The 24,306-nt window shown below is 70.6% G+C and carries 19 protein-coding genes; 15 read left to right on the forward strand and 4 right to left on the reverse strand.

Features of this window, described 5'->3' with window-relative positions:
* Positions 1-96: 96 nt before the first annotated feature.
* The 11 genes from AC1PK7_RS05005 to pbpC all read left to right on the forward strand — a co-directional run bounded on the left by AC1PK7_RS05005 (position 97) and on the right by pbpC (position 16,824).
* Complete coding sequence (locus AC1PK7_RS05005; protein WP_481100046.1) at positions 97-1,185, forward strand: MFS transporter; 1,089 nt, start codon at positions 97-99, stop codon at positions 1,183-1,185.
* A gap of 29 nt (positions 1,186-1,214) precedes the next feature.
* Positions 1,215-1,874 carry an HAD family hydrolase gene (locus tag AC1PK7_RS05010; protein ID WP_481100047.1) on the forward strand — a complete coding sequence of 220 codons (660 nt, stop codon included), beginning with the start codon at positions 1,215-1,217 and terminating at the stop codon, positions 1,872-1,874.
* On the forward strand, positions 1,871-2,662 hold the full coding sequence (locus AC1PK7_RS05015; RefSeq protein ID WP_481100048.1) for a DeoR/GlpR family DNA-binding transcription regulator: 792 nt from the start codon (positions 1,871-1,873) through the stop codon (positions 2,660-2,662). Before AC1PK7_RS05010 ends, AC1PK7_RS05015 begins: the two co-directional genes overlap by 4 nt.
* A 230-nt stretch (positions 2,663-2,892) precedes the next feature.
* Positions 2,893-5,814: a TonB-dependent receptor gene (locus AC1PK7_RS05020; protein WP_481100049.1), complete on the forward strand. Its 2,922-nt coding sequence runs from the start codon at positions 2,893-2,895 to the stop codon at positions 5,812-5,814.
* 19 nt (positions 5,815-5,833) lie between these two features.
* Positions 5,834-6,775, forward strand: a complete 942-nt coding sequence (locus AC1PK7_RS05025) for a glycerophosphodiester phosphodiesterase family protein (RefSeq protein ID WP_481100050.1) — start codon at positions 5,834-5,836, stop codon at positions 6,773-6,775.
* Positions 6,776-6,922: 147 nt separating this feature from the next.
* A complete protein-coding gene (locus tag AC1PK7_RS05030; RefSeq protein WP_481100051.1) occupies positions 6,923-8,173 on the forward strand; it encodes an efflux RND transporter periplasmic adaptor subunit in 1,251 nt (416 codons plus the stop codon).
* A 21-nt stretch (positions 8,174-8,194) separates the two neighbouring features.
* A complete protein-coding gene (locus tag AC1PK7_RS05035) occupies positions 8,195-8,965 on the forward strand; it encodes an ABC transporter ATP-binding protein (RefSeq protein ID WP_481100052.1) in 771 nt (256 codons plus the stop codon).
* Positions 8,962-11,403: an ADOP family duplicated permease gene (locus AC1PK7_RS05040; protein ID WP_481100053.1), complete on the forward strand. Its 2,442-nt coding sequence runs from the start codon at positions 8,962-8,964 to the stop codon at positions 11,401-11,403. Before AC1PK7_RS05035 ends, AC1PK7_RS05040 begins: the two co-directional genes overlap by 4 nt.
* Before the next feature lie 42 nt (positions 11,404-11,445).
* The gene (locus AC1PK7_RS05045) at positions 11,446-12,840 is read left to right on the forward strand and encodes a sigma-54-dependent transcriptional regulator (protein WP_481100054.1); all 1,395 of its coding nucleotides are present in this window, start codon (positions 11,446-11,448) and stop codon (positions 12,838-12,840) included.
* Between the two features lie 799 nt (positions 12,841-13,639).
* Complete coding sequence (locus tag AC1PK7_RS05050) at positions 13,640-14,128, forward strand: sensor histidine kinase (RefSeq protein WP_481100839.1); 489 nt, start codon at positions 13,640-13,642, stop codon at positions 14,126-14,128.
* 302 nt (positions 14,129-14,430) lie between these two features.
* Positions 14,431-16,824, forward strand: coding sequence for a penicillin-binding protein 1C (gene pbpC, locus AC1PK7_RS05055; RefSeq protein ID WP_481100055.1), 2,394 nt, complete (start codon positions 14,431-14,433; stop codon positions 16,822-16,824).
* A gap of 571 nt (positions 16,825-17,395) precedes the next feature.
* Here the strand turns inward: pbpC and AC1PK7_RS05060 are convergent.
* Both AC1PK7_RS05060 and AC1PK7_RS05065 read right to left on the reverse strand, forming a co-directional pair.
* A complete protein-coding gene (locus AC1PK7_RS05060) occupies positions 17,396-17,980 on the reverse strand; it encodes a ferritin-like domain-containing protein (protein WP_481100056.1) in 585 nt (194 codons plus the stop codon).
* Positions 17,981-18,017: 37 nt separating this feature from the next.
* Complete coding sequence (locus AC1PK7_RS05065; protein ID WP_010341348.1) at positions 18,018-18,500, reverse strand: peroxiredoxin; 483 nt, start codon at positions 18,498-18,500, stop codon at positions 18,018-18,020.
* Between the two features lie 169 nt (positions 18,501-18,669).
* Between AC1PK7_RS05065 and AC1PK7_RS05070 the strand changes: the two genes are divergently transcribed.
* A complete protein-coding gene (locus AC1PK7_RS05070; protein ID WP_160946351.1) occupies positions 18,670-19,137 on the forward strand; it encodes an Hsp20/alpha crystallin family protein in 468 nt (155 codons plus the stop codon).
* A 135-nt stretch (positions 19,138-19,272) separates the two neighbouring features.
* Positions 19,273-20,160, forward strand: a complete 888-nt coding sequence (locus AC1PK7_RS05075) for a DnaJ C-terminal domain-containing protein (protein ID WP_048490191.1) — start codon at positions 19,273-19,275, stop codon at positions 20,158-20,160.
* Between the two features lie 225 nt (positions 20,161-20,385).
* On the opposite strand, the gene pilH is transcribed toward AC1PK7_RS05075, so the two are convergent.
* Together pilH and AC1PK7_RS05085 are read right to left on the reverse strand one after the other, a co-directional pair.
* Positions 20,386-20,763 carry a twitching motility response regulator PilH gene (gene pilH / locus AC1PK7_RS05080; RefSeq protein WP_010340114.1) on the reverse strand — a complete coding sequence of 126 codons (378 nt, stop codon included), beginning with the start codon at positions 20,761-20,763 and terminating at the stop codon, positions 20,386-20,388.
* 82 nt (positions 20,764-20,845) lie between these two features.
* Complete coding sequence (locus tag AC1PK7_RS05085) at positions 20,846-21,850, reverse strand: acrylyl-CoA reductase family protein (protein ID WP_481100057.1); 1,005 nt, start codon at positions 21,848-21,850, stop codon at positions 20,846-20,848.
* A 141-nt stretch (positions 21,851-21,991) separates the two neighbouring features.
* Here AC1PK7_RS05085 and hflK point away from each other — a divergent pair, with 141 nt between their 5' ends.
* Together hflK and hflC are read left to right on the forward strand one after the other, a co-directional pair.
* Positions 21,992-23,134: an FtsH protease activity modulator HflK gene (hflK, locus tag AC1PK7_RS05090; RefSeq protein ID WP_481100058.1), complete on the forward strand. Its 1,143-nt coding sequence runs from the start codon at positions 21,992-21,994 to the stop codon at positions 23,132-23,134.
* Positions 23,131-23,997, forward strand: a complete 867-nt coding sequence (gene hflC, locus AC1PK7_RS05095) for a protease modulator HflC (protein WP_481100059.1) — start codon at positions 23,131-23,133, stop codon at positions 23,995-23,997. The genes hflK and hflC overlap by 4 nt, the downstream gene beginning before the upstream one ends.
* Positions 23,998-24,306 lie beyond the last annotated feature (309 nt).

Consider the following 24,306-nt stretch of genomic DNA (forward strand, 5'->3'; position numbering starts at 1 on the left):
GATCGCAGGTCCCCCCGCATGCCGTCCGCCTCGCCTCCAGCTTCCGCGCCAACCTCTGCGCCCACCGTCTCCCGCGCCGTCGCCGCCACCCGCGGCATGTTCCTGCTCTCAGGCATGGCCATGGCCGCCTGGGCGCCGATGGTCCCGTACGTGAAGGCGCGCTTCGCGCTGGACGATGCGCGGCTGGGCATGGTGCTGCTGGCCTTCGGCGCCGGCTCGGTGCTGGCGATGCCGCTGGGCGGGCTGCTCAGCCACCGCCTGGGCGCGCGTACGGTCATCGTCGCCAGCGCACTGGCGCTGTGCCTGGCATTGCCGGCGTTGGCGCTGGCGCCCAGCGTGCCGTGGCTGGTCGCGGCGCTGCTGTATTTCAGCGCGGCGCTGGGCGCGCTCGACGTGTCGATGAACGCGCATGCGGTGGAGGTGGAGCGGCGCCTGCAGAAGGCGGCGATGTCCGGCTTCCACGGCCTGTTCAGCGTCGGCGGGCTGATCGGCGCGGCCGGCATGAGCGCCTTGCTCGGTGCCGGCCTGCCGCTGTTGGCCGGTGCCCTGCTGGTCGCCGTGCTGCTGCTGGGCGTGCTGCTGTGGCAGCGCGGCGGCTTGCTGCGGCACGCGGCGTCCACCAGCGAAGCGGTGCCGCTGCGCCTGCCGCAGGGGCCGGTGCTGCTGCTGGGCGCGCTGTGCTTCGTCTGCCTGCTGGCCGAGGGCGCCATGCTCGACTGGAGCGCGGTGCTGCTGCGCGAGCATCACGGCCTGGCGCCCAGCGCGGCGGGCATGGGCTATGCCGCGTTCTCGGTGGCGATGGCGCTGGGCCGGCTCGGCGGCGACCGCCTGGTGGCCTGGCTGGGGCCGGTGCGCACCGTCGCCCTCGGCGCGGTGCTGGCCGCGGCCGGGCTGGCGCTGGCCAGCCTCGGCACCTTGCCGGGCAGCGGCCTGCTCGGCTGCGTGCTGGTCGGCCTGGGCGCGTCCAACCTGGTGCCGGTGATGTTCGGCGCCGCCGGGCGCATGCCCGGTACTTCGCCCGCGCTGGCGCTGGCGACCTTGACCACGCTCGGGTATACCGGCCTGCTCGCCGGACCGGCGCTGATCGGGTTCCTGGCCAGCGCCATCGGCCTGCCGCTGGCGCTGGCCGCGGTGGCGGCGCTGTTGTTGCTGGTCGCCGTCGGCGCGCGCCTGGTCCGTCGCTGATCCCCCACTCTCGTCTGCTGGAGCCTGCCATGCCGTCGTCCGATCCCTCCGCCTCGCCTCGCCTGGACACCGTGGTGTTCGATCTCGGCGGCGTCCTGATCGACTGGAATCCGCGCCATCTGTATCGCCAACTGTTCGACGAGGAGGCGGCGATGGAAGCCTTCCTGCGCGAGGTGTGCAGCCCGCAGTGGAACGAGCGCCAGGACGCCGGGCGGCCGTGGCAGGAGGCGGTGGCCGAACTGAGCGCGCTGCATCCGGCGCATGCGCCGATGATCGCCGCCTACCACGCACGCTGGCCGGAGATGCTGGGCGGCGCGCTGGACGCCACGGTGGCGGTGCTGGACGAACTGCGCGGGCAGGGCGTGCGGCTGTACGCGTTGACCAACTGGTCGCACGAAACCTTCCCGATCGCGCGCGAACGCTTTCCGTTCCTGCAGTGGTTCGAGGGCGTGCTGGTGTCGGGCGAGGAGCGCCTGGTCAAGCCGGACCCGGCGATCTTCGCGCTGCTGTGCGAACGCTACGCGATCGACCCGGCGCGGGCGGTATTCATCGACGACGCGCCGCGCAACGTGCACGCCGCGGCCGCCACCGGCATGCACGCGCTGCAGTTCCGCGACGCCGCCGCGCTGCGCGAGGAGTTGGTCGCGCTCGGCCTGCTGCCGCCGCGCACCGACGCCGCGGCGCCATGAGCGGCGAGCGCGACACGCTGCCGCAGGAGCGGCAGCAGGCGATCCTGCAGCGCCTGCGCGAACACGGCCGGGTGGTGGCCGCGGAACTGGCCGAGCGCTTCGCGGTGTCCGAGGATTCGATCCGCCGCGACCTGCGCGAACTCGCCGCGCAGGGGCTGTGCCGGCGCGTCTACGGCGGCGCGCTGCTGCCCACGCCGACCTTCGCGCCGCTGCCGCAGCGCCAGGCCGAGCATGCCGAGCGCAAGCGTGCGCTGGCGTTGGCCGCGGTCGCGCTGGTCAAGCCCGGGCAGCGGCTGTTGATCGATGCCGGTTCCACCAACAGCGCCATCGCCGCTGCGCTGCCGGCGCGGCAGGGGCTGAGCGTGGTGACCAATGCGCCGGACATCGCGCAGATCCTGCTGCGTCGCGAGGGCATCGAGATCCTGCTGATCGGCGGCCGCCTGGATCCGCGCAGCGGCGCGGCGGTGGGCGCCCAGGCGCTGCAGCAAGTGCGGCAACTGCGCGCCGACCTGTGCTTTCCCGGCGCCTGCGCGATCGACCCCGAGCGCGGCCTGTGGGGCGTGGACGACGAGGAAAGCCTGTTCAAGCGGGCGATGGTCGAGGCCAGCGCCGAGACCGTGGCGGTGGTGACCAGCGACAAGCTCGGCACCCTGGCCGCGCACCGCGTGGTCGGCGTGGAGGCGATCGACCGGCTGGTGGTGGAGCACGACGCCCCGGATGGTGTGCTTGCCGCGTTCGCCGCGCAGGCGGTGCAGGTGCATCGCGCTGCGTCGGCTGACGTCGCCTGAGGGACGGCGGCCGGGCGGCCGCTGCAGCGCACACGACGGCATCGAACGCGGCAAGGGCGCGGCGTCCGCACAGCTATGCCATCGCGAGTGACCCGCTGCCCGAGCCGAGTCAGGCTGGGCCGTGCCGCCGTGTCTTCGCGCTTTCCTCACGCCGCCATCGCAGCGTCATATCCCTGGGATTAAATAACGAACTTTAAGTTACTTAATTCGGTCAACCAGGGGACATCGCCATGCAACCACTCACCCATCGGCGCCGCGCGCTGATCGTCTGCGCGCTTGCCGCCAGCTGCCAGGCCGCGCTGGCGCAGGACGCCGCCTCCACCACCGCGACGGTCGCCGCCGACGCCAGCGCCGTCGTGGCCACTGCGCCGGCCGTCGGCGACACCGCACCTACCTCCACGCCCGACACCGCGCCCAGCGCCGCCGCCAGCGCCGACGGCACCACGACGCTGTCCAGCGTGATGGTCACCGGCGTGCGCAAGGCCAATGCCGCCGCGATCGAGAGCAAGCGCGCGGCCACCAACATCACCGACGTGGTCAGCTCCACCGACGTGCGTGCGCTGCCCGACACCACCATCGTCGAGGCGCTGCGCCGCATCCCCGGCCTGTCGGTGCTGCCGGCCACCGACAACGAACATCCGCGCGACGAAGCCGCCACCCCGGTGCTGCGCGGCCTCGGTCCGTCCTACAACAACGTCACCATCGATGGCCTGACCGTGGCCTCGCCGGGCACGCCCAACGGCACGCTCGGCTCGATCACCCGCGGCGTGCGCCTGGACATCCTGCCGGCCTCGATGGTCAGCGAACTGCAGGTCATCAAGACCTTCACCCCGGACCTGGACCCGAACGCCACCGGCGGTGCGATCAACCTCAAGACCCGCAGCGCGTTCGAGAACGGCGGCAAGCCGTTCTTCACCGCCGAGGCCTCGCTGGGCCATGCCAACGACGTCGGCAAGCCGCGCGACCAGGACGACCCGGGCTACCGCCTGCTCGCCACCGGCAGCCGCACCTTCGGCAGCGAAGGCCAGTACGGCCTGACCCTGTCCGGCAACTACCAGACGCTGAGCAGCTACACCGAAACCCACATGACCACCGACACGGTGCACTACGGGTTCTACGACAGCACCGGCACCCTGCAGAGCGGCACCAACCTGGGCAACGGCTGGGCCGTGCCGCAGCAGGACAAGTACTGGTACGTGATGGACAAGCGCGACCGCTACGGCCTCACCGGCAAGTTCGAAGCGCGGTTGAGCGAGTCCCTGCAGGCCTACGCGATGGCCGGCTACTACTACTTCCGCGACAACATGGAGCGCAACGAGATCATCCTCGATCCGCGCAACCGCAACCGCGTCTACAACCAGACCGCCACCAGCGGCACGTACCCGGTCGGCGACGTGGAAGTGGGCTACTCCAACCAGATCACCACCACCCGCACCAAGCTCGGCCAGACCGGCTTCGAATGGCGCCCGGACGACCGGCAGGTGCTGTCGGCGCGCGCGTCCTGGTCCGATGCCACCTATGCCGAACCGATCAAGATGATCAAGTACGTCACCGGCGCGCAGCGCCCGGCGGCGGTGCCCACCGGGCAGACCGGCGCCGGCGTCACCGTGGTGCCGACGGCGGCCTATGGCTTCAACTACGACACCTCCGCACTCAACCAGCGCTTCCCGATGTCGGCGCAGTCGTACTACAACTACGACAACTACAGCCTGCTGTACTGGCGCCCGGACTACCAGCGCAATGCGCGCGACAAGGTGCTCACCGGGCGCCTGGACTACGCCTTCAACCGCGGCGAGATGGACCGCGGCTTCGGCTTCGGCAGCGGCCTGAGCTACACCCGCGACGAACCCGGCTTCGACATCTACCGCGTCGAATACCAGCCCAACCGCAGCGCCCCGCCGCTGAAGATCGCCGACGTGCTGGCGCCGTCCAACGCGCCGATGCGCTACCTGGGCCTGAACCTGATCGCGATCGATCCGGACAAGGCCAACCAGATCCTCAGCGCCACCCCGCTGAGCGCGTTCAACCGCACCGACCAGAGCGCCTTCAGCAACCAGGACAACTTCAGCCACCGCGAAGAAATCTTCGGTGCCTACGGCCTGGTCGGCTATCGCGCCGACGATTTCGATGTGGAAGCCGGCCTGCACTACGACCATACCGACCAGTCCACGGTCGGCCGCCAGCGGCAACTGGACGCGGCCACCGGCAGCTACGTCTACGTCGATGCGCCGACCGAGTCGCGCTATGCCAAGGTGCTGCCGTCGGCGGTGATGACCTACCACGTCAACGATCGCCTCGACCTGCGCGCCGGCGCCAGCCGCACGCTCGGCCGCCCGCCGTACGACGCCTATGCCGCGCGCACCTCGATCAGCTTCGTCAACAGCAGCGACATGGGCAATCCCAACGCGCAGGGCGTGACCGTCACCATCGGCAACCCCGACATCAAGCCGCGCGTGTCCACCAACCTGGACCTGTCGCTGGAATGGCGCCTGCCCGACGACTTCGACGGCATGCTCGCCGCGGCGCTGTTCGACAAGCGCATCCAGGACGAGATCTTCACCCTCTCGCGCACCGACCAGTTCAGCTTCAACGGCACCACCTATTCCAACGTGCTGATCAGCACCCCGGCCAACGCCGCCAAGGCGCACGTGCGCGGCCTGGAACTGAGCGCGGTGTTCAACACCTTGTTCCCGGGCGTGCCGGCGCTGTCCGGCCTGGGCGCCAGCGCCAACCTGGCCCTGCTCGATGGCGGCATGGACGTGCCGTTCACCAGCGGCAGCGCGCCCAACCTGGTGCAGAGCCAGCGCACCGTCGATCGCCTGGTCGGGCAGCCGGACTACACCGCCAACGCCTCGCTGTTCTACACGGTCGGCGGCGTGGAACTGCGCGCGGCCTACAACCGCCAGGGCAAGGCGCTGCGCGCCATCGTCAGCAACATCGCCTGGCAGGATCTGTACTGGGCGCCGCGCTCGCAGCTGGACCTGTCGGCGACCTGGGCGGTGAGCAAGCAGCTCAGCGTGGTCGGCCAGATCAGCAATGTCACCCACAGCCGCCTCACCAGCTTCACCGGCCCCGGCGAGAACCTGCTGAAAGACAGTTATTCGATGCCGACCACCTACTGGCTCGGCCTGCGCTTCACCCCGTCGCTGTGACCGTTGCCGGAGACCTTCCATGAACCTGCTTTTCTCGCGCGGCGCGGTCATTGCCACGCTGCTGACCGCCACGGCCCCGGCCGTGGCCGCCATCGCCCCGATCCAGGCGCGCCTGGCCAATCCCGACGGCGGCATCTTCGTCGTCGCCCACCGCGGTTGCCACAACCCCGCGCCCGCGCACGGCTTCGCCGGGCACGCACCGGAGAACTCGCTGCTGGGCCTGGAGCGCTGCGTGGCGCTGGGCGTGGACATGCTCGAAACCGACATCCGCCGCGCTGGCGACGGCACCCTGGTGATGTTCCATGACGCCACCGTCGACCGCACCACCGACGGCACCGGCAAGGTCGCCGAACTGACCTGGCCGCAACTGGCGCGGCTGCGCCTGCGCGACGACGAGGGCGGCGCCGACGCGCCGCTCACCGACCAGCATCCGCTGACCCTGCAGCAGATGCTGGCCGCGGCCAAGGGCCGGATCATGCTCAACCTCGACGTCAAGGCGCCGATCTACGCCGAAGTGGTCGACGCGGTACGCCGCGCCGGCATGGAGCGGCAGGTGGTGGTCAAGACCGAGGTCGGCGTCGCCAGCCAGGACCTGGCGTCGATGCCGCCGTTCGACCGGATCAACTTCACCCCGGTGCTGCTGAACCCGCCGGGCACCGACGACCTGGTGCAGACCGTGCGCACCCAGACCGACGGCAAGGTGCGGCCGGTGGCGATCGAACTGCCGCGGATGCGCCTTGCGCAGTTGCCGGCGGTGGCGGCCCTGGCCAAGCAGCGGCACGTGCGGTTGCTGGTCAATACGCTGTGGGACGGCTTCGTCGCCGACGTCGGCGGCGATGCCGATGCGGTGCGCGATCCGGACGCGGTGTGGGGGCGGCTGTATCGCGCCGGCATCGGCGCATTCCAGACCGACGAACCGGAAGCGTTGCTGCGCTATCGCGCGTCGCTGGAAAAGCCCTGACCTTCGCCTGGTCGCGCCACTGTCCGTAATCGGTCGGTGCGCGACCGCTTGCGGACGCGGCGACCGCGCGCGTCGCGGTCGCGGCGCAGCTGATTCAATGGGTTAGCGCGGTTCGGGGATTGGCATGCCACCTGCTGTACAGCAGGCATGGATATCGCGAAATCACCGAACCGTGCGTTCTGGCGCCACCGCCGCCGCTGGCTGGTGGCGGCCACCATCGGCGTGGTGCTGCTGGGCGTGGCGCTGCTCGGCAGCGGCCGCGCCGCGCCGCGGGTGGCGCGCAGCGAAGTGTGGATCGATGCGGCCACGCGCGGCGAGATGCGCCGCGAGGTCCGCGCCAACGGCGTGCTGGTGCCGCGGCAGATCCGCTGGATCACCGCCGGCGCTCCGGCCACGGTGCAGCAGCAACTGGTCGAGGCCGGCGCGCGCGTGCAGGCCGAGACGCCGCTGCTGCAACTGGCCAATCCTGAACTGGAAGCCGGCCTGGACCGCGCCCGCGCCGCGCTGGTCGCTGCCGATGCCGACCTGGCCGCACTGCACGCCGCACTGGCCTCGCAGCTGCTGGACCAGCAGGCGCTGCAGGCGCAGGCCGAGTCCGAATTGCAGATCGCGCAGATCAAGGCCAAGGCCTACCGGCGCGGCCACGACGGCGGCGCGATCTCGGCGATCGACCTCACCCAGAGCCAGATCGTCGAGGCGCAGCAACGCAGCCGTGCCGACATCGAACGCAAGCGCGTCGCCGCGTTCCGGCAGAACATGGCGGCGCAATTGCGCGCCGCGCAGGCACGGCGTGCGCAGGCCGCCAGCGCCCTGGCCATCGCGGCGGAACAGGCCGCCTCGCTGCAGGTGCGCGCCGGCAGCGACGGCATCCTGCAGCAGGTGGACGTGGAACCCGGCCAGCGCGTCGAGGCCGGCGCCAAGCTGGCACGGGTGGCGCGCCCGGACGACCTGCTGGCACGCCTGCAGGTGCCCGAAGTCCTGGCCAAGGACGTGATCGATGGCTTGCCGGTCGTCGTGGATACGCACAACGGCGTGATCCGCGGGCAGGTGGCGCGGATCGATCCGGCAGTGCGCAGCGGCAGCGTGGTGGTCGACGTACGGCTGACGCCGCCGCTGCCGCCCGGCGTGCGCCCGGACCTGTCGGTGGATGGACGCATCGTGCTCGGCACGCTGCACGACGTGATCAGCATTCCGCGCCCGGCGCTGGCCGTGCCCAACACCGCCGGCAGCCTGTTCGTGCTGGGCGACGGCGGCCAGACCGCACAGCGCATCCGCGTGCGCTTCGGCGCCGCCTCCAGTGACCGCATCGAAGTGCGCGCCGGCCTGCGCGCCGGCGATCGCGTCGTGCTGTCCGACACCAGCCAGTGGAATGCCGACGCCACCTTGCGCTTACGCTAGCCTCACCAGGAGAGATCCCGCATGACTGCACTATCCGCACCATCCGCCGCGCCGCTGATCCACCTGCACGGGCTCAGCAAGGTGTTCCACACCGAGGAAGTGGAGACCCGCGCCCTGGCCGAGATCGCACTGGACGTGGCGCCTGGCGATTTCGTCGCCATCACTGGCCCGTCCGGCTGCGGCAAGTCGACGCTGCTGTCGATCCTGGGCCTGCTCGATGCACCCAGCGGCGGCACCTACCGGCTCAACGGCCGCAGCGTCGCCGAGCTGGACACGGTCGGTCGCGCGCGCATCCGCAACGCCGAGATCGGCTTCATCTTCCAGGCCTTCAACCTGATCGCCGACCTCACCGTGGAAGAGAACGTGGCGCTGCCGCTGACCTACCGCGAGGGCGCCCAGCGCAGCCAGATCCGCCAGCGCGTGCGCGAGGTGCTGGAGCTGGTCGGCATGCAGCATCGCCACAAGCACTATCCGGGGCAGTTGTCCGGCGGCCAACAGCAGCGCGTGGCGGTGGCGCGCGCGCTAGCCGGCAATCCGGCGATCCTGCTCGCCGACGAACCCACCGGCAACCTGGACAGCCGCAACGGCGAGGCGGTGATGCAGTTGCTCGAACAACTGCACGACCACGGCACCACCTTGTGCATGGTCACCCACGATCCGGCGTTCGCGCGGCGCGCGCAGCGCATCGTGCACATGCTCGACGGCCGCATCGTCGACGAGGACACCTTCGAGCGGTTGCGCCACGAACAGGACGTGGCGTTGCCGGCGCGCGCCGCGGGGCAGGCACGATGAGCGCCGCCCTGCAGTGGGCCGAGATGCGGCAATCCTGGCGCACGCTCGCGCGCAGGCCGGGCTATCTGCTGCTGGCGGTGCTGACCCTGGCGCTGGGCGTGGCCACCACCACCGCGGTGTTCGCACTGCTCGACCAGGCCTTGCTGAAGCCGCTGCCGTTCCCGCAGCCGGAACGGCTGGTCACCCTCGGCCTGTCCAGCGACCCTGGCCGCAACGTCGCTGCACCCGGCTATTACCCGGTGTTGCGGCGCATGTCGAGCCTGCAGTCGATCGGCATCGCGCGCGGGTTCCCAGTGCCGGCCAACATCGCCCGCGGCGCTGCCAGCGAGGTGGTCGCGTCGATCAGTGCCGATGCCGGCGTCCTGCGCACGCTCGGCCTGCCGATGGCGGCCGGGCGCAACTTCAACGACGAGGAAAGCCGGCCCGGCGGGCCGCAGGCGGTGATCCTCAGCCATCGCTTCTGGCAACGCTATTTCGCTGCCGACCCGTCTGCGGTGGGACGCACCCTGCAGGTGGAAGGTACGCCGGTGCAGATCGTCGGCGTGCTGCCGGCGGAGTTTCCCTGGCCCGAGCCGTTCGACCTGATCCGCAACATGCAGCCGGACCTGGCCGCGACCAACCTGTCCACCAACGAGATCGTGGTGGCACGCTTGCGCCCCGGCGTCAGCGTGGCCGCCGCTTCCGCGCAGACCGCGACGACGCTCCAGGCCCTGTTGCGCAACAGCCCGCACATGGACGCGTCGTGGTGGGCGTCGCTGCAGCGACGGCCGCCCAATGCGCTGCCGCTGCAGGACAGCCTGTATGACGCCAACAGCGGCAACACGCTGTGGCTGTTCTTCGCCGCGGCCGCCTGCGTGCTGCTGATCGCCGCGATCAACCTGACCAGCCTGATGTTGTTGCGCGCGCTCGGGCGCAGCCACGACAGCGCGGTGCGTGCCGCGCTGGGCGCATCGTGGCTGCGCTTGAGCCTGCCGGCATTGGCCGAAGGCGTCCTGATCGGCGCGCTCGGCAGCCTTGCCGGACTGGCCCTGGCCTGGCTGGGGCTGCGCCTGCTCGGCGGCTGGGTGCCGCTGATGTGGATGCGCGGCGAGGCCCCGCACCTGACCGGCGCCAGTGTGCTGTTCGCGCTGCTCGCCGGTGGCGTAACGGCGCTGTTGGCCGCCGCGCTGGGCATCGTCCGCGGCCGCCGCCGCAATCTGGTGACTGAACTAGCTGGCGGTGGGCGGGGCGGCTGGAGCCTGCAGGCCGGCCGCCTTGGCCGTGTCCTGGTGATCGCGCAGGTGGCCATCGCCGTGGTGCTGCTGATCGGCGCGGCCCTGTTCACCCGCACCCTGCAGAAGCTGGCGGAGGTGCCGATGGGCTTCGAGAGCCGCTCGGCGGTGGTGTTCACCCTGGCGCCGGTGAAGGAGCGCTACGTCACCGCGGCCGCTGCGGTGGAGCAGACCCGGCGCATCGTCGCGCGGTTGCAGCAGGTGCGGGGCATCGACCGCGTGGGGGTGTCGACCAATCCGCCGACGGCGACGCGGTTGAGCTGGAGCGTGGAGATCGATGGCGCGCCGTCTGTCGACAGCCAGTACCGGTTGGCCACACCGCAGTTCCTGGAGGTCTTCCGCATTCCCTTGCTGGCCGGGCGCGGGATCGCCGACAGCGATGTGGCCGGAGGCGAGCGGGTCTGCGTGGTCAGCGCCAGCTTCGCTGCGCGCTACCTGCACGGACAGGCGCTCGGCAAGATCGTCACCTTGCCCGACGACGGCGGCGATCAGCGCGTGTCGATGCGCGTAGTCGGCGTGGTTGGCGACGTGCGCCACACCAGCCCGGCCGAGCCACCGGAGCCGACCGTGTACCAGCCGCTGGCACAGATGAGCGAGCCGATGTGGCAGATCATCCGCGGCTTCGGCGCGCTGACCTATGCGGTGCATCTGCGGGCCGGCGCACTCGGTGCCGACGAGCGCGCGCTGCGCGCGGCGATCGACGAAGTGGCGCCGCAGCAGCCGATCGCCGAGTTGCAGCCGATGCAGGCGCTCGTCGCCAGTACCACCGGCGAACAGAAGCTCAACCTGCTGCTGGTCGGCCTGTTCGCTGGGCTGGCGCTGCTGCTGGCGGCGGTCGGGCTGTACGCGGTGATGGCGGTGGCGGTGGCCGCGCGCCAGCACGAGTTCGGCGTGCGCGCCGCGCTCGGCGCACCGCCGGCGCGGCTGCGGCGGCAGGTGCTGGGCGAGGCCGGCGTGCAGATCGGCGTGGGCCTGCTGCTGGGCCTGGGCGTGGCGATGGCGCTGTCGCGGCTGCTGCAGCGGTACTTGTTCGAGGTGCGCGTGGCCGACCCGCTGGCGATCGGCGCGGTGCTGCTGGTGCTGGCCGCGGCCGGCCTGCTCGCCGCGCTGGCACCGGCGCGGCGCGCGGCGCGAGTGCCGCCGATGCAGGCCTTGCGTGCCGAATGATCGCCTCGTTTCTCGATGCGGCAGGCCGCTAGACTCTGCGCCATGACCGACCCTCGCACACCGCCCTTGCCGCGCATCCTCGTCGTCGACGACCAGGCCGACGTGCGCGAGGCCTTGCGCATGCTGCTCAAGAGCGCCGGCTACGGCATGGTCGGCGCCGAGTCGCCGGAACTGGCGCTGGCCTGCCTGCGCGGCGACGCGTTCGCCGCGGTGCTGGTGGACATGAACTACGCCCGCGACACCACCTCCGGCGCCGAAGGCCTGGCGTTGATCGCGCAGATCGCCGCGCAGTGGCCGGGGCTGCCGGTGATCGCGATGACCGCCTGGGCCAGCATCGAGCTGGCGGTGGCGGCCATGCGTGAGGGCGCGGTGGATTTCATCGAGAAGCCCTGGCAGAACGCGCGGGTCCTGGCGGTGCTGGAGAGTCGCATCGCACTGGACCGCAGCCGCCGCGCCGCGCAACGGCTGGGCGAAGCGCAGGCGCTGTTGCTGCAGGATGGCGCCGCCGGCTTCGTCGCCGAATCGGCACCGATGCAGCGCCTGGTCGAGGATCTGCTGCGCATCGCCGGCAGCGGCGCCAACGTGCTGCTGCTGGGCGAGAACGGCACCGGCAAGAGCCTGCTGGCGCAGTTGCTGCACCAGTGGTCGCCACGCCGCACGCAGGCCTTCGTCAAGGTCAACATCGGCGGTCTGGCACCGACCCTGTTCGAGGCCGAACTGTTCGGTCACGTGCGCGGCGCCTACACCGACGCGCGCCAGGACCGCGCCGGCCGTTTCGAACTGGCCGACGGCGGCACCCTGTTCCTGGACGAGATCGGCAACCTGCCGCTGCAGCAGCAGCCCAAGCTGCTGCGCGCGATCGAGGACGGCGAGTTCGAGCGACTCGGCTCCTCGCGCACGCAACGGGTGGACGTGCGCATCGTCGCGGCGACCAATGCCGACCTGGAGGCGGAAGTGGCCGCCGGCCGCTTCCGCCAGGATCTGCTGTACCGGCTCAACACCTTCCAGGTGCGGGTGCCGCCGCTGCGCGAGCGCGGCGCCGACATCCTGCCGCTGGCGCGGCATTACCTCGCCGCCGCCTGTACCCGCTACCGGCGGCCGCTGCCGACACTGGCGCGCGACGCCGAGCGCGCGCTGCTCGGTTACGCCTGGCCCGGCAACGTGCGCGAGCTGGCGCATGCGATGGAGCGTGCAGCGCTGCTGGCCGACGGCAGCATCCTGGGCAGCGACGACCTGCGCCTGCAGCCGGCGACGAATGCCGCGCCGGCACTCTCGACGCAACTTACCCTGGAAGAAGCCGAGGCGCTGCTGCTGAAGCAGGCGCTGGCGCAGCACCAGGGCAATCTGCAGCGCACCGCCGACCAGCTCGGCATCACCCGGCAGAGCCTGTACCGGCGCCTGGGCAAGCACGGGCTGCGCAGCGATGACGCCGGCTGAGCGACAGCGCTTCCGGCCGCTGTGGCTGGTGGCGCCGGCTTCGCTGGCCTTGGTGCTGGTGCTCGCCGCCGGCGCGCCGCGGTGGCCCGAGGCGGTGCTGTTGCTGCTGTGCGTGCTGCTGCTGACCGCGGCGCTGTGGCGCTGGCAGCAGCGCGACGCCGGGCAGCGCCTGCGCACTCTCGGTGGCCTGCTGGACGCGCTGCGCGAGGGCGACTACAGCGTGCGGGCGGCGCAGGACGCGCGCGATGCCGACGGCCTGCTGGCGCGCTTCAACGCCCTGGCGCAACGCCTGCAGGACGAACAGCGTGATTCGCACGAAAGCCTGCAACTGCTGAGCAAGACCCTGGCGGCGCTGGACGGGGCGGTGTTCGCGTTCGAGCAGGACCAGCGCCTGCGCCTGATCAATCCGGCCGGCGAGCGCCTGCTCGGCGTCGCCGCCCAGCAGGCGATCGGGCAATCCGTGCAGGCGTTGGGACTTGCCGGCCTGTTCGACGCGCCGTCGGGCAGCATCCAGGCGCATGCGTTCGCCGGGCAGCAGGGGCGCTGGCAGATCGGTCACGCCGCCTTGCGCAGCCGCAGCCAGGCCGGTCGGCTGCTGCTGGTGCAGCCGATGGAGCGCGCGCTGCGCGAGGAGGAGGCGCAGGCCTTCCGCCGCCTGCTGCGCGTGCTCAGTCACGAGATCAACAACTCGCTGACGCCGATCGCCTCGATCGCCGACACCCTCGCGCGGCTGCTGGCGGCCGCGCCGCAGGCACTCGACGCCGAACTGCAGGCCGACCTGCACAACGGACTGGGCGTGATCGAACAGCGCAGCGCGGCGCTGCAGCGCTTCCTGGGCGGCTACGCGCGGCTGGCCAGGCTGCCCGCGCCGGTCCCGGCGCCCGTGGCGCTGGCGCCGCTGTGCGCGCGCGTGCAGCGACTGCTGGACGATGCACGAGTGCATGTGGAGATCGACCCGGCGCTGCACGCGCGCGCCGATGCCGATCAGCTCGAACAGGTGCTGATCAATCTGCTGCGCAACGCCCTGGAAGCCGGTGGCAGTGCGCCGGTGACGCTGCGTGCCTGCGGCGACGGCGCCAATGTGCGGATCGAAGTGCGCGACGGCGGTGCCGGGCTGCCGCCCAGCGACAACCTGTTCGTGCCGTTTTTCACCACCAAGCCCGGCGGTTCGGGCATCGGCCTGGTGCTGTCGCGGCAGATCCTGGAAGCCCAGGGCGGCAGCCTGAGCCTGGAGGCGCGTACCGATGCGCCCGGCAGCGTGGCGACGCTGCGCCTGCCGCTGGCATAGGGTGGGGTGGGGAGCTCCGGCGGGATCCACCCTTGCGCCACATGCTGGCATTGCGCGTCTTCGGGAAGTTCCATGCAGTCGTAGGAGCGGCTTCAGCCGCGACGGGCGTTCCCGATAACCCCCGTCGCGGCTGAAGCAGCTCCTACAGAACGCAAGCGCGTCCAACCGTGTCGCGGCAACCGCGAACTGTTGGCGGTGTTCCGACCCGCGTATCGCCGATGGCGCCGTACGCGCCGGGGGCGATCCCGCTCGCCGTGCCGTCGCCGCAACAGGCAAAATGGCCGCTTCCATCGGGAGCCCGCATGCCACTGGACGACACCGCCGCCCCGCACGCCGCGCGGCGCCCCCGGCGCTGGATGCGCCTGCTGCCGTGGCTGCGCTGGGGCACGGTGGCGCTGCTGTCGAGCCTGTTGTTGCTGGACCTGGCGTTCCCGCTGCCGCTGCCGAAGTCGCGCGACACCTCGACCCTGGTGGTGGCCGCTGACGGTACGCCGCTGCGTGCCTTCGCCGACAGCAACGGCGTCTGGCGTTATCCGGCCACGCCGGACAGCGTCTCGCCGCTGTACCTGCAGGCGCTGCTGAACTACGAGGACCGCTGGTTCTGGCAGCATCCCGGGGTCAATCCGTGGGCGCTGCTGCGCGCGGCCAAGCAGTGGCTGTTTTCGCGCCACATCGTCTCCGGTGGTTCCACCCTGACCATGCAGGTGGCGCGCATCCTGATGCCGCCCGAAGTCAGCACGCGCACGCCATGGGGCAAGGCCCAGCAGGCGCTGCGCGCGCTGCAGCTGGAGGCGCACCTGAGCAAGCGGCAGATCCTGCAACTGTACCTGGAGCGCGCGCCCTACGGCGGCACCATCGAAGGCGTGGAGGCGGCCAGCTGGGCCTACCTGGGCAAGCCGGCCGCGCGCCTGTCGCAGGCCGAGGCGGCGTTGCTGGCGGTGCTGCCGCAGGCGCCGAGCCGGTTGCGTCCGGACCGGCATCCGGAGGCGGCGCGCCCGGCGCGCGACAAGGTGCTCGAACGCATGGTCGCGCTGCGCGTGTGGCCGCGCGCGCAGGTCGACGACGCGCGCATCGAACCGGTGGTGGCGCGCTCGCTGCAGACGCCGCTGCACGCCGCGCTGCTGGCCGAGCGCCTGCGTCAGCAGCGCCCGCACGCCGCGCACATCGTCTCCACCCTCGACGCCGACCTGCAGCGCACCCTGGAGGACCGGGTCAGCGCCTACTTCTCGCAACTGCCCGAGCGCACTTCCGCGGCGTTGCTGGTGGTGGACAACCGCGACCTGCAGGCGCGCGCCTACATCGGTTCGGTGCAGTTCGGCGACCGCCGCCGGCTCGGCGACGTGGACATGGTGCAGGCCTGGCGCTCGCCCGGCTCCACGCTCAAGCCGTTCCTGTACGGCATGGCCCTGGACGATGGCCTGATCCATTCCGAAAGCCTGCTGGTCGACGCGCCGCAGAGTTTCGGCGACTACCGCCCGGGCAATTTCGACGAAGCCTTCAATGGCCCGATCGGCGCGGCCAGCGCCCTGCGCCTGTCGCTCAACGTGCCGGCGGTGGACCTGCTCGACCGGGTCGGGCCGGCGCGCTTCGCCGCGCGGCTGAGCAACGCCGGCATCGGCCTGCGGTTCCCGCGCGGCAGCACGCCCAACTTGGCGCTGATCCTCGGCGGCACCGGCGCGAAGCTGGAGGAACTGGTCGGCGCCTTCGCCGCGCTCAACCGCGACGGCATCGCCGGCCACGTGCGCTACAGCGCGTCCGACCAGCGCATCGAGCGGCGCCTGATGTCGCCCGGCGCGGCCTGGATCGTGCGCGAGATGCTCGAGGCCAATCCGCGTCCCGGCTACGGCATCGGCACCTTCGACGTCGGCGCGCGCCCCCGGGTGGCCTGGAAGACCGGCACCAGCTACGGCTACCGCGACGCCTGGGCGATCGGCAGTACCCGCCGCTACACCGTCGGCGTCTGGGTCGGCCGCCCCGACGGCACCCCGCTGCCCGGCCAGTACGGCGCGGTGACCGCCTTGCCGCTGATGTTCGAGACCATCGACAGCCTGCCGCGCCTGCGCGGCGACAACGCACCGCGGCCGATGCCGGCGTCGGTGCAGCAGGTGGACGTGTGCTGGCCGCTGGGCATCGCCGCCGAGCAGACCCCGCCGGCCTTGTGCCAACGGCGCTTCTCCGCCTATGCGCTGGATGGCGCGGTGCCACCGACCTTCGCCGAGCGCGACGCGCGGCTGTGGAGCGCCGGCCGCGAGACCGTGCAGGTGGACGCGCACAGCGGCCTGCGCCTGTCGCCGGACTGCGCGCAGCCGCATGAGGCGGTCACCCGCGACCTGGCGCGCTGGCCGGCGCTGCTGACCCCGTGGCTGCACGCCAGCGAGCGCCAGGCCGGGCAATTGCCGGCGCTGTCGCCGGACTGCCGCGACGACGGCCGCGGCCGCAGCGACGTATTGCGCATCGAAGGCCTCAACGACCGCGCCACCCTGGCACGCGCGCCGGGCAGCACCACGGTGCGTCTGCAGGTGCGCGCGCTGGGCACGAGCACCCCGGTGGACTGGCTGCTGGACGGCCGCTGGATCGCCCGCACCGAGGGCGCGCGCACCTTCCAGCGCGACTTCGCCGATGCCGGCGACCACACCCTGACCGCCTTGGCCAGTAACGGCGCCTGGACCCAGGTGCGGTTTCGGGTGTTGCGTTGAGCAGCGGAGGCGCGCGCTCGTAGAAGCCAACTGTCACGCAACGACGACGATCAGAGTAGACGGGCGATCCGACCTCGGAAGCAGTCGGGACTGAAGTCCCTCCCACATCGCTCCCGGACACCGATAACTGCGGTCCCTGCGGGCGGCTGTCGCTTGGCTTTGGCTTTGGTTGCTGCTGTTGCTGTCGCTCTTGCTGTTGCTTTTGACTTGCCGGGTTCCCTTCCGAAGCGGCGGCCATCGCGGGGAAACACCCGAAGGGCGGCGCACATGGATGTGCGCCGTCCGCGGCAGGGGCAGGATGCCCCTTCCGCGGATCCCCGCGATGGACGCGGACCCGGAGCGCGTCAGCGCGGAGGGCGCGAGGCAGGGTGTGCTTTCTTTTGGTTACTTTTCTTTGCACAAGCAAAGAAAAGTGACTCGCCCGTCAGGGCGAAAGCCTTCGCTTTAGCTTGAGATTTGCGTATCGCGCGAAAAGAAAAACAGTAGGAGCAGCTTTGCCGCGACAGGCGCCATCGAAACGGCCTGTCGCGGCTGAAGCCGCTCCTACGAGAGGGCGTAACGCTGAACCGGCTTACTTCCCGATCCAGCCTTCCAGCATGTCCGAGAACTCGTCGGCGTGCTCTTCTTCCTGGGCCAAGATGTCTTCCAGGATGCGCTTGGTGGTGGTGTCCTTGTCGCCGACGAAATTGATCATCTCGCGGTAGCTGTCGATGGCGATGCGCTCGGCGATCAGATTCTCCTTGACCATGTCGCGCAGATCCTCGCCTTCCTTGTACTCCGCGTGCGAGCGCGCAGTCAGCGTGTCCGGATTGAGGTCCGGTTCGCCGCCCAGCTGCACGATGCGCTCGGCGAGCTTGTGCGCATGCGCCTGCTCCTGCTGCGCGTGCTCCAGGAACTCGGCCTTCACCGCATCGGCGAGCATGCCGGCGGCCATGAAGTAGTGGCGGTAGTAGCGCAGCACGCACACGTACTCGGTGGCGAGCGCGTCGTTGAGCATCTTGATCACCGCCTCGCGGTCGGCGCAGTAGGTCTTGGTGATCGCGCCGTCCTCGATGCTCTGGCGGGCATTGGCGCGCAGCGTGGCGGTGTCGGTCAGGCCGGCGGTGTGCTGCAGCGGCTTGGCATCGGTCTTCGGGGAGGCTGGCTTGTTGGACATGGCTGGCCGTTTCCTGTGGTGGGTAAGGGGAAGGGGATCAGTCGGGAAGATGCTGGAGCACGTAGTCGGCGGCGGAGACCTTGAACTCGCCGGGCGCCTCGACGAACAGCGCACGCACCACGCCGTCGTCGGCGTACAGCGCGAAGCGGCGCGCCCGCACGCCCATGCCGTAGCTGCTGGCGTCCAGTTCCAGGCCCAGCGCCTTGGCGAAGTCGCCATTGCCGTCGGACAGCATCTGCAGGCCGTCCGGCACCAGCTGGCTCTTGCCCCAGGCCTGCATCACGAACGGGTCGTTGACCGCCATGCAGTACACCTCGATGCCGCGCTTGCGGAACTCCTCGAAGTGCTCCACGTAGCCGGGCAGGTGCTTCTCCGAACAGGTGGGGGTGAAGGCGCCGGGTACCGCGAACAGCAGCACGCGGCGGCCGTCGAACAGGGTGCGCGTGTCCACGGCTTCGACGCCGTCGCGGATGCGCTGCAGCACCACTTCGGGAATGCGTTCGCCGGTCTGGATGGGCATGTCGGGCTCCTTGGATGAACCGAGTCTAGAAACGGAAATGGGAAGGTGGCGTCAACGCCTTGAAAAGCGCCGCGGCAGGCCTATCTGACGGGCATGGACGGCGGGCCGGTCCCGCCGCCGCGAACCGTCCCCTTCGGGGTGTACCTCATTCACGTTTCAGGAGACCACGATGAGCATCGTCCGTTATCGCCAGTGGCCGGCCCAGGCCGCATTCCAGAACGAGATCAAGCAGGTGTTCGACCGCTTCTTCGACCCCAATGGCGGCACCGACGAATCGGCCGTCGTCACCGCGCAGTGGGTGCCGCGCGTGGACATCAAGGAGGAGCCGGAGCGCTTCGTGCTGTACGCCGACCTGCCGGGCATCGACCCGTCGGAGATCGAGGTGTCGATGGACAAGGGCATCCTCTCGATCAAGGGCGAGCGCAAGAGCGAATCGGCCGCCGACAGCGAGCGCTTCTCGCGCATCGAGCGTCGCTACGGCAGCTTCCACCGCCGCTTCGCGCTGCCCGACAGCGCCGATCCGGATGGCATTTCCGCCACCGGCTACCATGGCGTGCTGGAAGTGCGCATCCCCAAGCGTCCGGCGAGCACGCCGCGTCGAATCCAGGTCGATACCGGGGCCACGATCGTGCAGTAAGCGCGCGCTCGCAGCGGCGTCGCCATCGCGACGCCGCGCCACCGCTGCCGGCCGTAGAATGGCCGGGCGATGGCGCAGTGCATGCAACCGGCCCGTTGCCGCAAGGCGGCGGGCCGACTCTTTTTGAGGTGATGGATGGAATTCAAGGATTACTACGCGACCCTGGGCGTGGAACCCAGCGCCGGCGATGCCGAGATCAAGACCGCGTACCGGCGGCTGGCGCGCAAGTACCATCCCGACGTCAGCAAGGAGCCTGGGGCCGAAGAGAAGTTCAAGGCGATCAATGAAGCCTACGAGGCCTTGCGCGACCCGCCCAAGCGTGCCGCCTACGACCAGTTGCGCGCGCAGGGCTACCGCCCGGGCGAGGAGTTCCACGCGCCGCCCAACTACGGTGGTGCGCAGGGCTTCGATTTCGAGGAGGTATTCGGCAACGGCGGCGCCGGTGGCGGCTTCAGCGACTTCTTCGAGAGCCTGTTCGCCCGCCAGCAGCGCGCCCGCCAGGGCGGCGCCGGCCCCGGGCCGGGACCCGGCGCGCCGCGTGGCGATACCCGCGCCAAGCTGGCGGTGCCGCTGGAGGCGGTGTACGCCGGCGACAGCGTGCGCATCACCATCAACGGCAAGCAACTGGACGTGCGCGTGCCCAAGGGCGTGCGCCCCGGCCAGGTGATCCGGTTGAGCGGGCAGGGCAACGGCGGCAGCAACCTGCTGCTGGAGATCGAGTACGCCGCGCATCCGCAGTTCGAGGTGGACGGCCGCAACATCCTCTACACCCTGCAGGTGACGCCATGGCAGGCGGCGCTGGGCACCAGCATCAGCGTGCCGACCCTGGGCGGGGCGGTGGAACTGAAGATCCCGCCCGAGTCCGACGCCGGCCGCAAGCTGCGGCTGCGCGGCCGCGGCCTGCCGGGCACCCCGCCGGGCGACCAGATCGTCGAACTGGAAGTGCTGGCGCCGGCGCCGGAAACCGAAGCGCAGCGCAAGGCGTATCGCGGGTTGGCCAAGGCGTTTGGCGAGGCCGTATGAAGTGAGGCGGGATTGGGGAGTCGGGATTGGGGATTCGCAAAAGCGGGCTCCCCTCGCGCTGCAACGTCGTAGGAGCGGCTTCAGCCGCGACAGGCATTACCGGTAACGCCTGTCGCGGCTGAAGCCGTTCCTACAAGGCGCGCCGATTGCATGCGGCCTTACGCCGCGCACTCAAACGCCGCCCGTAAACCCGCCCTTACGATCCCCAATCCCCAATCCCGGCCTCTACGGCGCATCCTCGCCACTGAACACGCGCTCGATCACCTCGTACAGCTCGTCCTCGGAGAACGGCTTGGTGATGTAGGCGCGGGCGCCCTGGCGCATGCCCCACATGCGGTCGGTGTCCTGGTCCTTGGTGGTGACCAGGATCACCGGGATGTTCTGCGTGGTCGGCTCGCGGCGCAGGGTGCGGGTGGCCTGGAAGCCGTTGAGGTTGGGCATCACCACGTCCATCAGCACCAGGTCCGGCAAGGCCGCCTTGGCCGCTTCCACGCCGGCGGCGCCGTCGGTGGCGGTGATCGTTTCGTGCCCCAGCTTTTCCACGATGCGCTGGATGCCCAGCAACTGCGACGGCGAATCGTCGACGATCAGAATGCGTGCCATGTAGTTCCCCCTAGGAGGCTCCGAGTGTAGAGGCAGCGGCGCGAAGGCGGAAAGCGTTGCGTGTCACAAAGCGTCGGCGTGGCTACGCGCTTGGATCCAGCCGCACCACGGTGCGCCCGAACGACTGCCCGGCCAGCATCGTGGCGAACACCTCCGGCAGGCCGGCCAGGTCCACTTCGCGGGTGCAGATCGTCTCCAGGTGGCGGGGCTTCCAGTCGCTGCCCAGGTGCTGCCAGATGCGGTCGCGCAGGTCGCGGGCGGTGCCGGCCGAGCCGATGCCCAGCAGCGACACCCCGCGCAGGATGAAGGGCATCACCGTCATGTCCAGCTCCGCGGTCGCGGCCAGGCCGGCGCTGGCGACGTTGCCGTACGGCGCCGTCTGCGCCAGCAGGCTGGTCAGCATCGCCCCGCCCACGTTGTCCAGACCGCCGCCGAAGCGCACCGACTCCAGCGGCCGGCTGGTCTGCAGGGCGTCGCGGCCCAGCACCTGGCTGGCGCCCCAGGCCTGGAGTTGCGCGGCGCGGTCGGCCTTGCCGCTGACCGCATGCACCTCGAAGCCGGCGCGGCTGAAGAGGTCGACCGCCAGCGAGCCGACCCCGCCGGTGGCGCCGGTCACGCACAGCGGGCCGTGCGCCGGGGTCTGACGGTTGTCGAGCAGGCGCAGCAGCGCCAGCGCCGCGGTGAAGCCGGCGGTGCCCAGCACCATGCTCTCGCGCAGGCTCAGTCCGGCCGGCAGCGGCACCACCCACCTGGATTCCAGGCGCACGTACTCGCTGTAGCCGCCGTCGCGGGTCTCGCTGAGGCCGCAGCCGGTGACCAGCACCGCATCGCCTTCCTTGAACGCGGGGTCGCGGGAGGCGGCCACGTGCCCGGCCACGTCGATGCCGCCGACCAGCGGGAAGCGGCGCAGGATCTTGCCCTGGCCGGTGCCGGCCAGCGCGTCCTTGAAGTTCACCGACGACCAGGCCGCGCGGATCACCACCTCGCCCTCGCTGAGCTGGTCCAGCGACAGCGGGACGAGGCCGGCGTGGTAGCCGCTGGCGTCCTGGTGGATGCGGAAGGCGGAGAACTGGGCGGGAACGGACATGGAACACCTTGGTCGGCACGCAGGAATGCACCAAGATACCCTTTCGAAACGGCGGGTCTGCCCCATCTTGTAGAATCGGCGACTCATTTCCGGTGACCGGCGCGTGACCGACGCGGCGCCACCTTCCTTCTTGGAGCATGCATGGCCTGGAACACACCTGGCGGCAAGGGCGGAGACGGCCCGGACAATCACGGGCGCGGTCCCTGGCCGCCGCGTGGCGGCAATGGGGGAGGCAAGTGGGGTGGGTTGCCCGGTCCGTTGAAGGACCTGTTCGGCGACGGCGGCGGCATCGGCCGCTGGGTCCTGGGCGCGGTGGTGCTGGTGCTGCTGTTCAGCAGCTTCCAGTTGATCGGCGAGCAGCAGCGCGGCGTGGTGCTGCGGTTCGGCCAGTTCTCGCGGATCCTGCAGCCCGGCCCGAACTTCAAGCTGCCGTGGCCGATCGAGACCGTGCGCAAGGTCGACGCCACCCGCATCAAGACCTTCGACAGCCAGTTGCCGGTGCTGACCGGCGACGAGAACATCGTCAACGTCTCGCTCAACGTGCAGTACCGGGTCGAGGATCCGCGCACCTACGTGTTCGGTGCGCGCAGCGCCGACCTGGTGCTGGAGCAGGCCGCGCAGAGCGCGGTGCGCGAGCAGATCGGCCGCTCGGATCTCAACACGGTGCTCAACAACCGCGGGCCGATGGCGGTGGCCGCGCGCGAGCGCCTGCAGGCCGCGCTGAAGGCCTATCACACCGGCCTGATCGTGACCGGCCTGACCCTGCCCGACGCGCGTCCGCCGGAAGAAGTGAAGTCGGCCTTCGACGAGGTCAACGGCGCCCAGCAGGTCAAGGAGCGGCTGATCAACGAGGCCCAGGCCTACGCCGCCAAGGTGGTGCCGGAGGCGCGCGGCCAGGCGGCGCGCACCCGTACCGTGGCCGAAGGCTACAAGGAAGCGGCGATCGCCCGCGCGCAGGGCGACGCCGAGCGCTTCACCCTGCTGCAGCAGCAGTACCAGAACGCGCCGGACGTCACCCGCAAGCGGCTGTGGCTGGAGACGATCCAGCAGGTGCTGGCGGAGAACCGCAAGGTCATCGGCGGCGACGGCCGCCAGCTGATCTATGTGCCGATGCCGGCCGACAGCAAGGCGCCGGCGGCGGCGACCCCGCCGACGCCCACCACGTCGCTGCCGACGTTGCCGCAGGAGGTGTTGCTGCCGGCCTTGAACAGCACGTCGGCCGAAAGTGTCCGCAACCCGGAGCGCACGCCGCGCCCGACCGGCCGTGAGGAGATCCAGCGATGAGACTGTCATTGTGGGCGGGCATTGCCGTCGTCGCGCTGTTCGCGCTGCTCAGCTCGGTGTTCGTGGTGCCCGAGGACAAGGCGGCGATGGTGCTGAACCTGGGCCGCGTGGTGCGTGCCGACCTCAAGCCGGGCCTGCACTTCAAGGTGCCGCTGGTCGAGTCGGTGCGCATGTTCGACCGCCGCTTCCAGGTGATCGACACCAATCCCGCGCGCTACTTCACCGCCGAGCAGAAGGACGTCAGCGTCAGCTTCTTCGCCATCGGCTACATCTCCGACGTGCGCGCCTTCTTCCGCGCCACCCAGGGCGGCGACGAGAAGGTGGCCAACAGCCTGCTGGCGCCGATCATCACCGATTCGCTGCGCAACCAGATCAACTCGCGCACCCTGCAGCAGCTGGTGTCCGGCGACCGCAGCGAACTGATCGCCAAGCAGTTGGTGGCGATCAACGCGGCGAGCAAGACCCTGGGCATGCAGATCGTCGACCTGCGCATCAAGCAGATCGACCTGCCGACCGACAGCCAGGTGATCAACGACGTGTACGAGCGCATGCGCGCGCAGCGCAAGCAGGAAGCGGCCAAGCTGCGCGCCGAAGGCGAGGAGCAGGCGCTGACCATCCGCGCCCAGGCCGACCGCGAGAGCACGGTGCTGGTCGCCGAGGCCGAGCGCGACGCGCAGAAGCTGCGCGGCGAAGGCGATGCCGAAGCCGCCAGCGTGTACGGCAAGGCCGGCTCCGCCGACCCGTCGTTCTACGCCTTCTACCGCAGCCTGGAGGCCTACCGCGGCGGCATGGCCGACGGCAACGGCGTGATCGTGCTCGACAAGAACGATCCGTTCCTGCAGTACCTCAAGAGCGAGCGCTGAGGGGGCGGGATTGGGGATTCGGGATTGGGGATTCGCAAGAGCGGGTTCCCGGTCGCCAAGCATCTGTAGGAGCGGCTTCAGCCGCGACAGGCGTTACTGAACGCGGCCGGTCAGGGGGTGGTGACCGCCACCCAAAACCCGGATAATGCACAAAAGCCGGCCGGGCCCGCTCCACGTGAGCGTCTCGACCGGCTTTTTCCGTGTATGGGCCCTGCCGCCGCCTGGACGCTCCCCGATGGAGCGGCCGCACCGGCGCCGGTCGGACCCCGCACGGCCACCACATCCGCGTGGCCCCGACGGTCGCGCAGC

The organism is Xanthomonas sp. NCPPB 3174 (assembly GCF_056725205.1).

Bases quoted from the DNA above. Each gene is read 5' to 3' on its own strand.
- AC1PK7_RS05025 (WP_481100050.1), top strand. From the start codon at position 5,834: ATGAACCTGCTTTTCTCGCGCGGCGCGGTCATTGCCACGCTGCTGACC.
- AC1PK7_RS05045 (WP_481100054.1), top strand. From the start codon at position 11,446: ATGACCGACCCTCGCACACCGCCCTTGCCGCGCATCCTCGTCGTCGAC.
- AC1PK7_RS05065 (WP_010341348.1), bottom strand. From the start codon at position 18,500: ATGCCCATCCAGACCGGCGAACGCATTCCCGAAGTGGTGCTGCAGCGC.
- pilH (WP_010340114.1), bottom strand. From the start codon at position 20,763: ATGGCACGCATTCTGATCGTCGACGATTCGCCGTCGCAGTTGCTGGGC.
- AC1PK7_RS05075 (WP_048490191.1), top strand. From the start codon at position 19,273: ATGGAATTCAAGGATTACTACGCGACCCTGGGCGTGGAACCCAGCGCC.
- AC1PK7_RS05035 (WP_481100052.1), top strand. From the start codon at position 8,195: ATGACTGCACTATCCGCACCATCCGCCGCGCCGCTGATCCACCTGCAC.
- AC1PK7_RS05020 (WP_481100049.1), top strand. From the start codon at position 2,893: ATGCAACCACTCACCCATCGGCGCCGCGCGCTGATCGTCTGCGCGCTT.
- AC1PK7_RS05085 (WP_481100057.1), bottom strand. From the start codon at position 21,850: ATGTCCGTTCCCGCCCAGTTCTCCGCCTTCCGCATCCACCAGGACGCC.
- AC1PK7_RS05005 (WP_481100046.1), top strand. From the start codon at position 97: ATGTTCCTGCTCTCAGGCATGGCCATGGCCGCCTGGGCGCCGATGGTC.
- AC1PK7_RS05030 (WP_481100051.1), top strand. From the start codon at position 6,923: ATGGATATCGCGAAATCACCGAACCGTGCGTTCTGGCGCCACCGCCGC.
- AC1PK7_RS05070 (WP_160946351.1), top strand. From the start codon at position 18,670: ATGAGCATCGTCCGTTATCGCCAGTGGCCGGCCCAGGCCGCATTCCAG.
- AC1PK7_RS05060 (WP_481100056.1), bottom strand. From the start codon at position 17,980: ATGTCCAACAAGCCAGCCTCCCCGAAGACCGATGCCAAGCCGCTGCAG.
- AC1PK7_RS05010 (WP_481100047.1), top strand. From the start codon at position 1,215: ATGCCGTCGTCCGATCCCTCCGCCTCGCCTCGCCTGGACACCGTGGTG.
- hflK (WP_481100058.1), top strand. From the start codon at position 21,992: ATGGCCTGGAACACACCTGGCGGCAAGGGCGGAGACGGCCCGGACAAT.
- hflC (WP_481100059.1), top strand. From the start codon at position 23,131: ATGAGACTGTCATTGTGGGCGGGCATTGCCGTCGTCGCGCTGTTCGCG.
- AC1PK7_RS05015 (WP_481100048.1), top strand. From the start codon at position 1,871: ATGAGCGGCGAGCGCGACACGCTGCCGCAGGAGCGGCAGCAGGCGATC.
- pbpC (WP_481100055.1), top strand. From the start codon at position 14,431: ATGCCACTGGACGACACCGCCGCCCCGCACGCCGCGCGGCGCCCCCGG.
- AC1PK7_RS05040 (WP_481100053.1), top strand. From the start codon at position 8,962: ATGAGCGCCGCCCTGCAGTGGGCCGAGATGCGGCAATCCTGGCGCACG.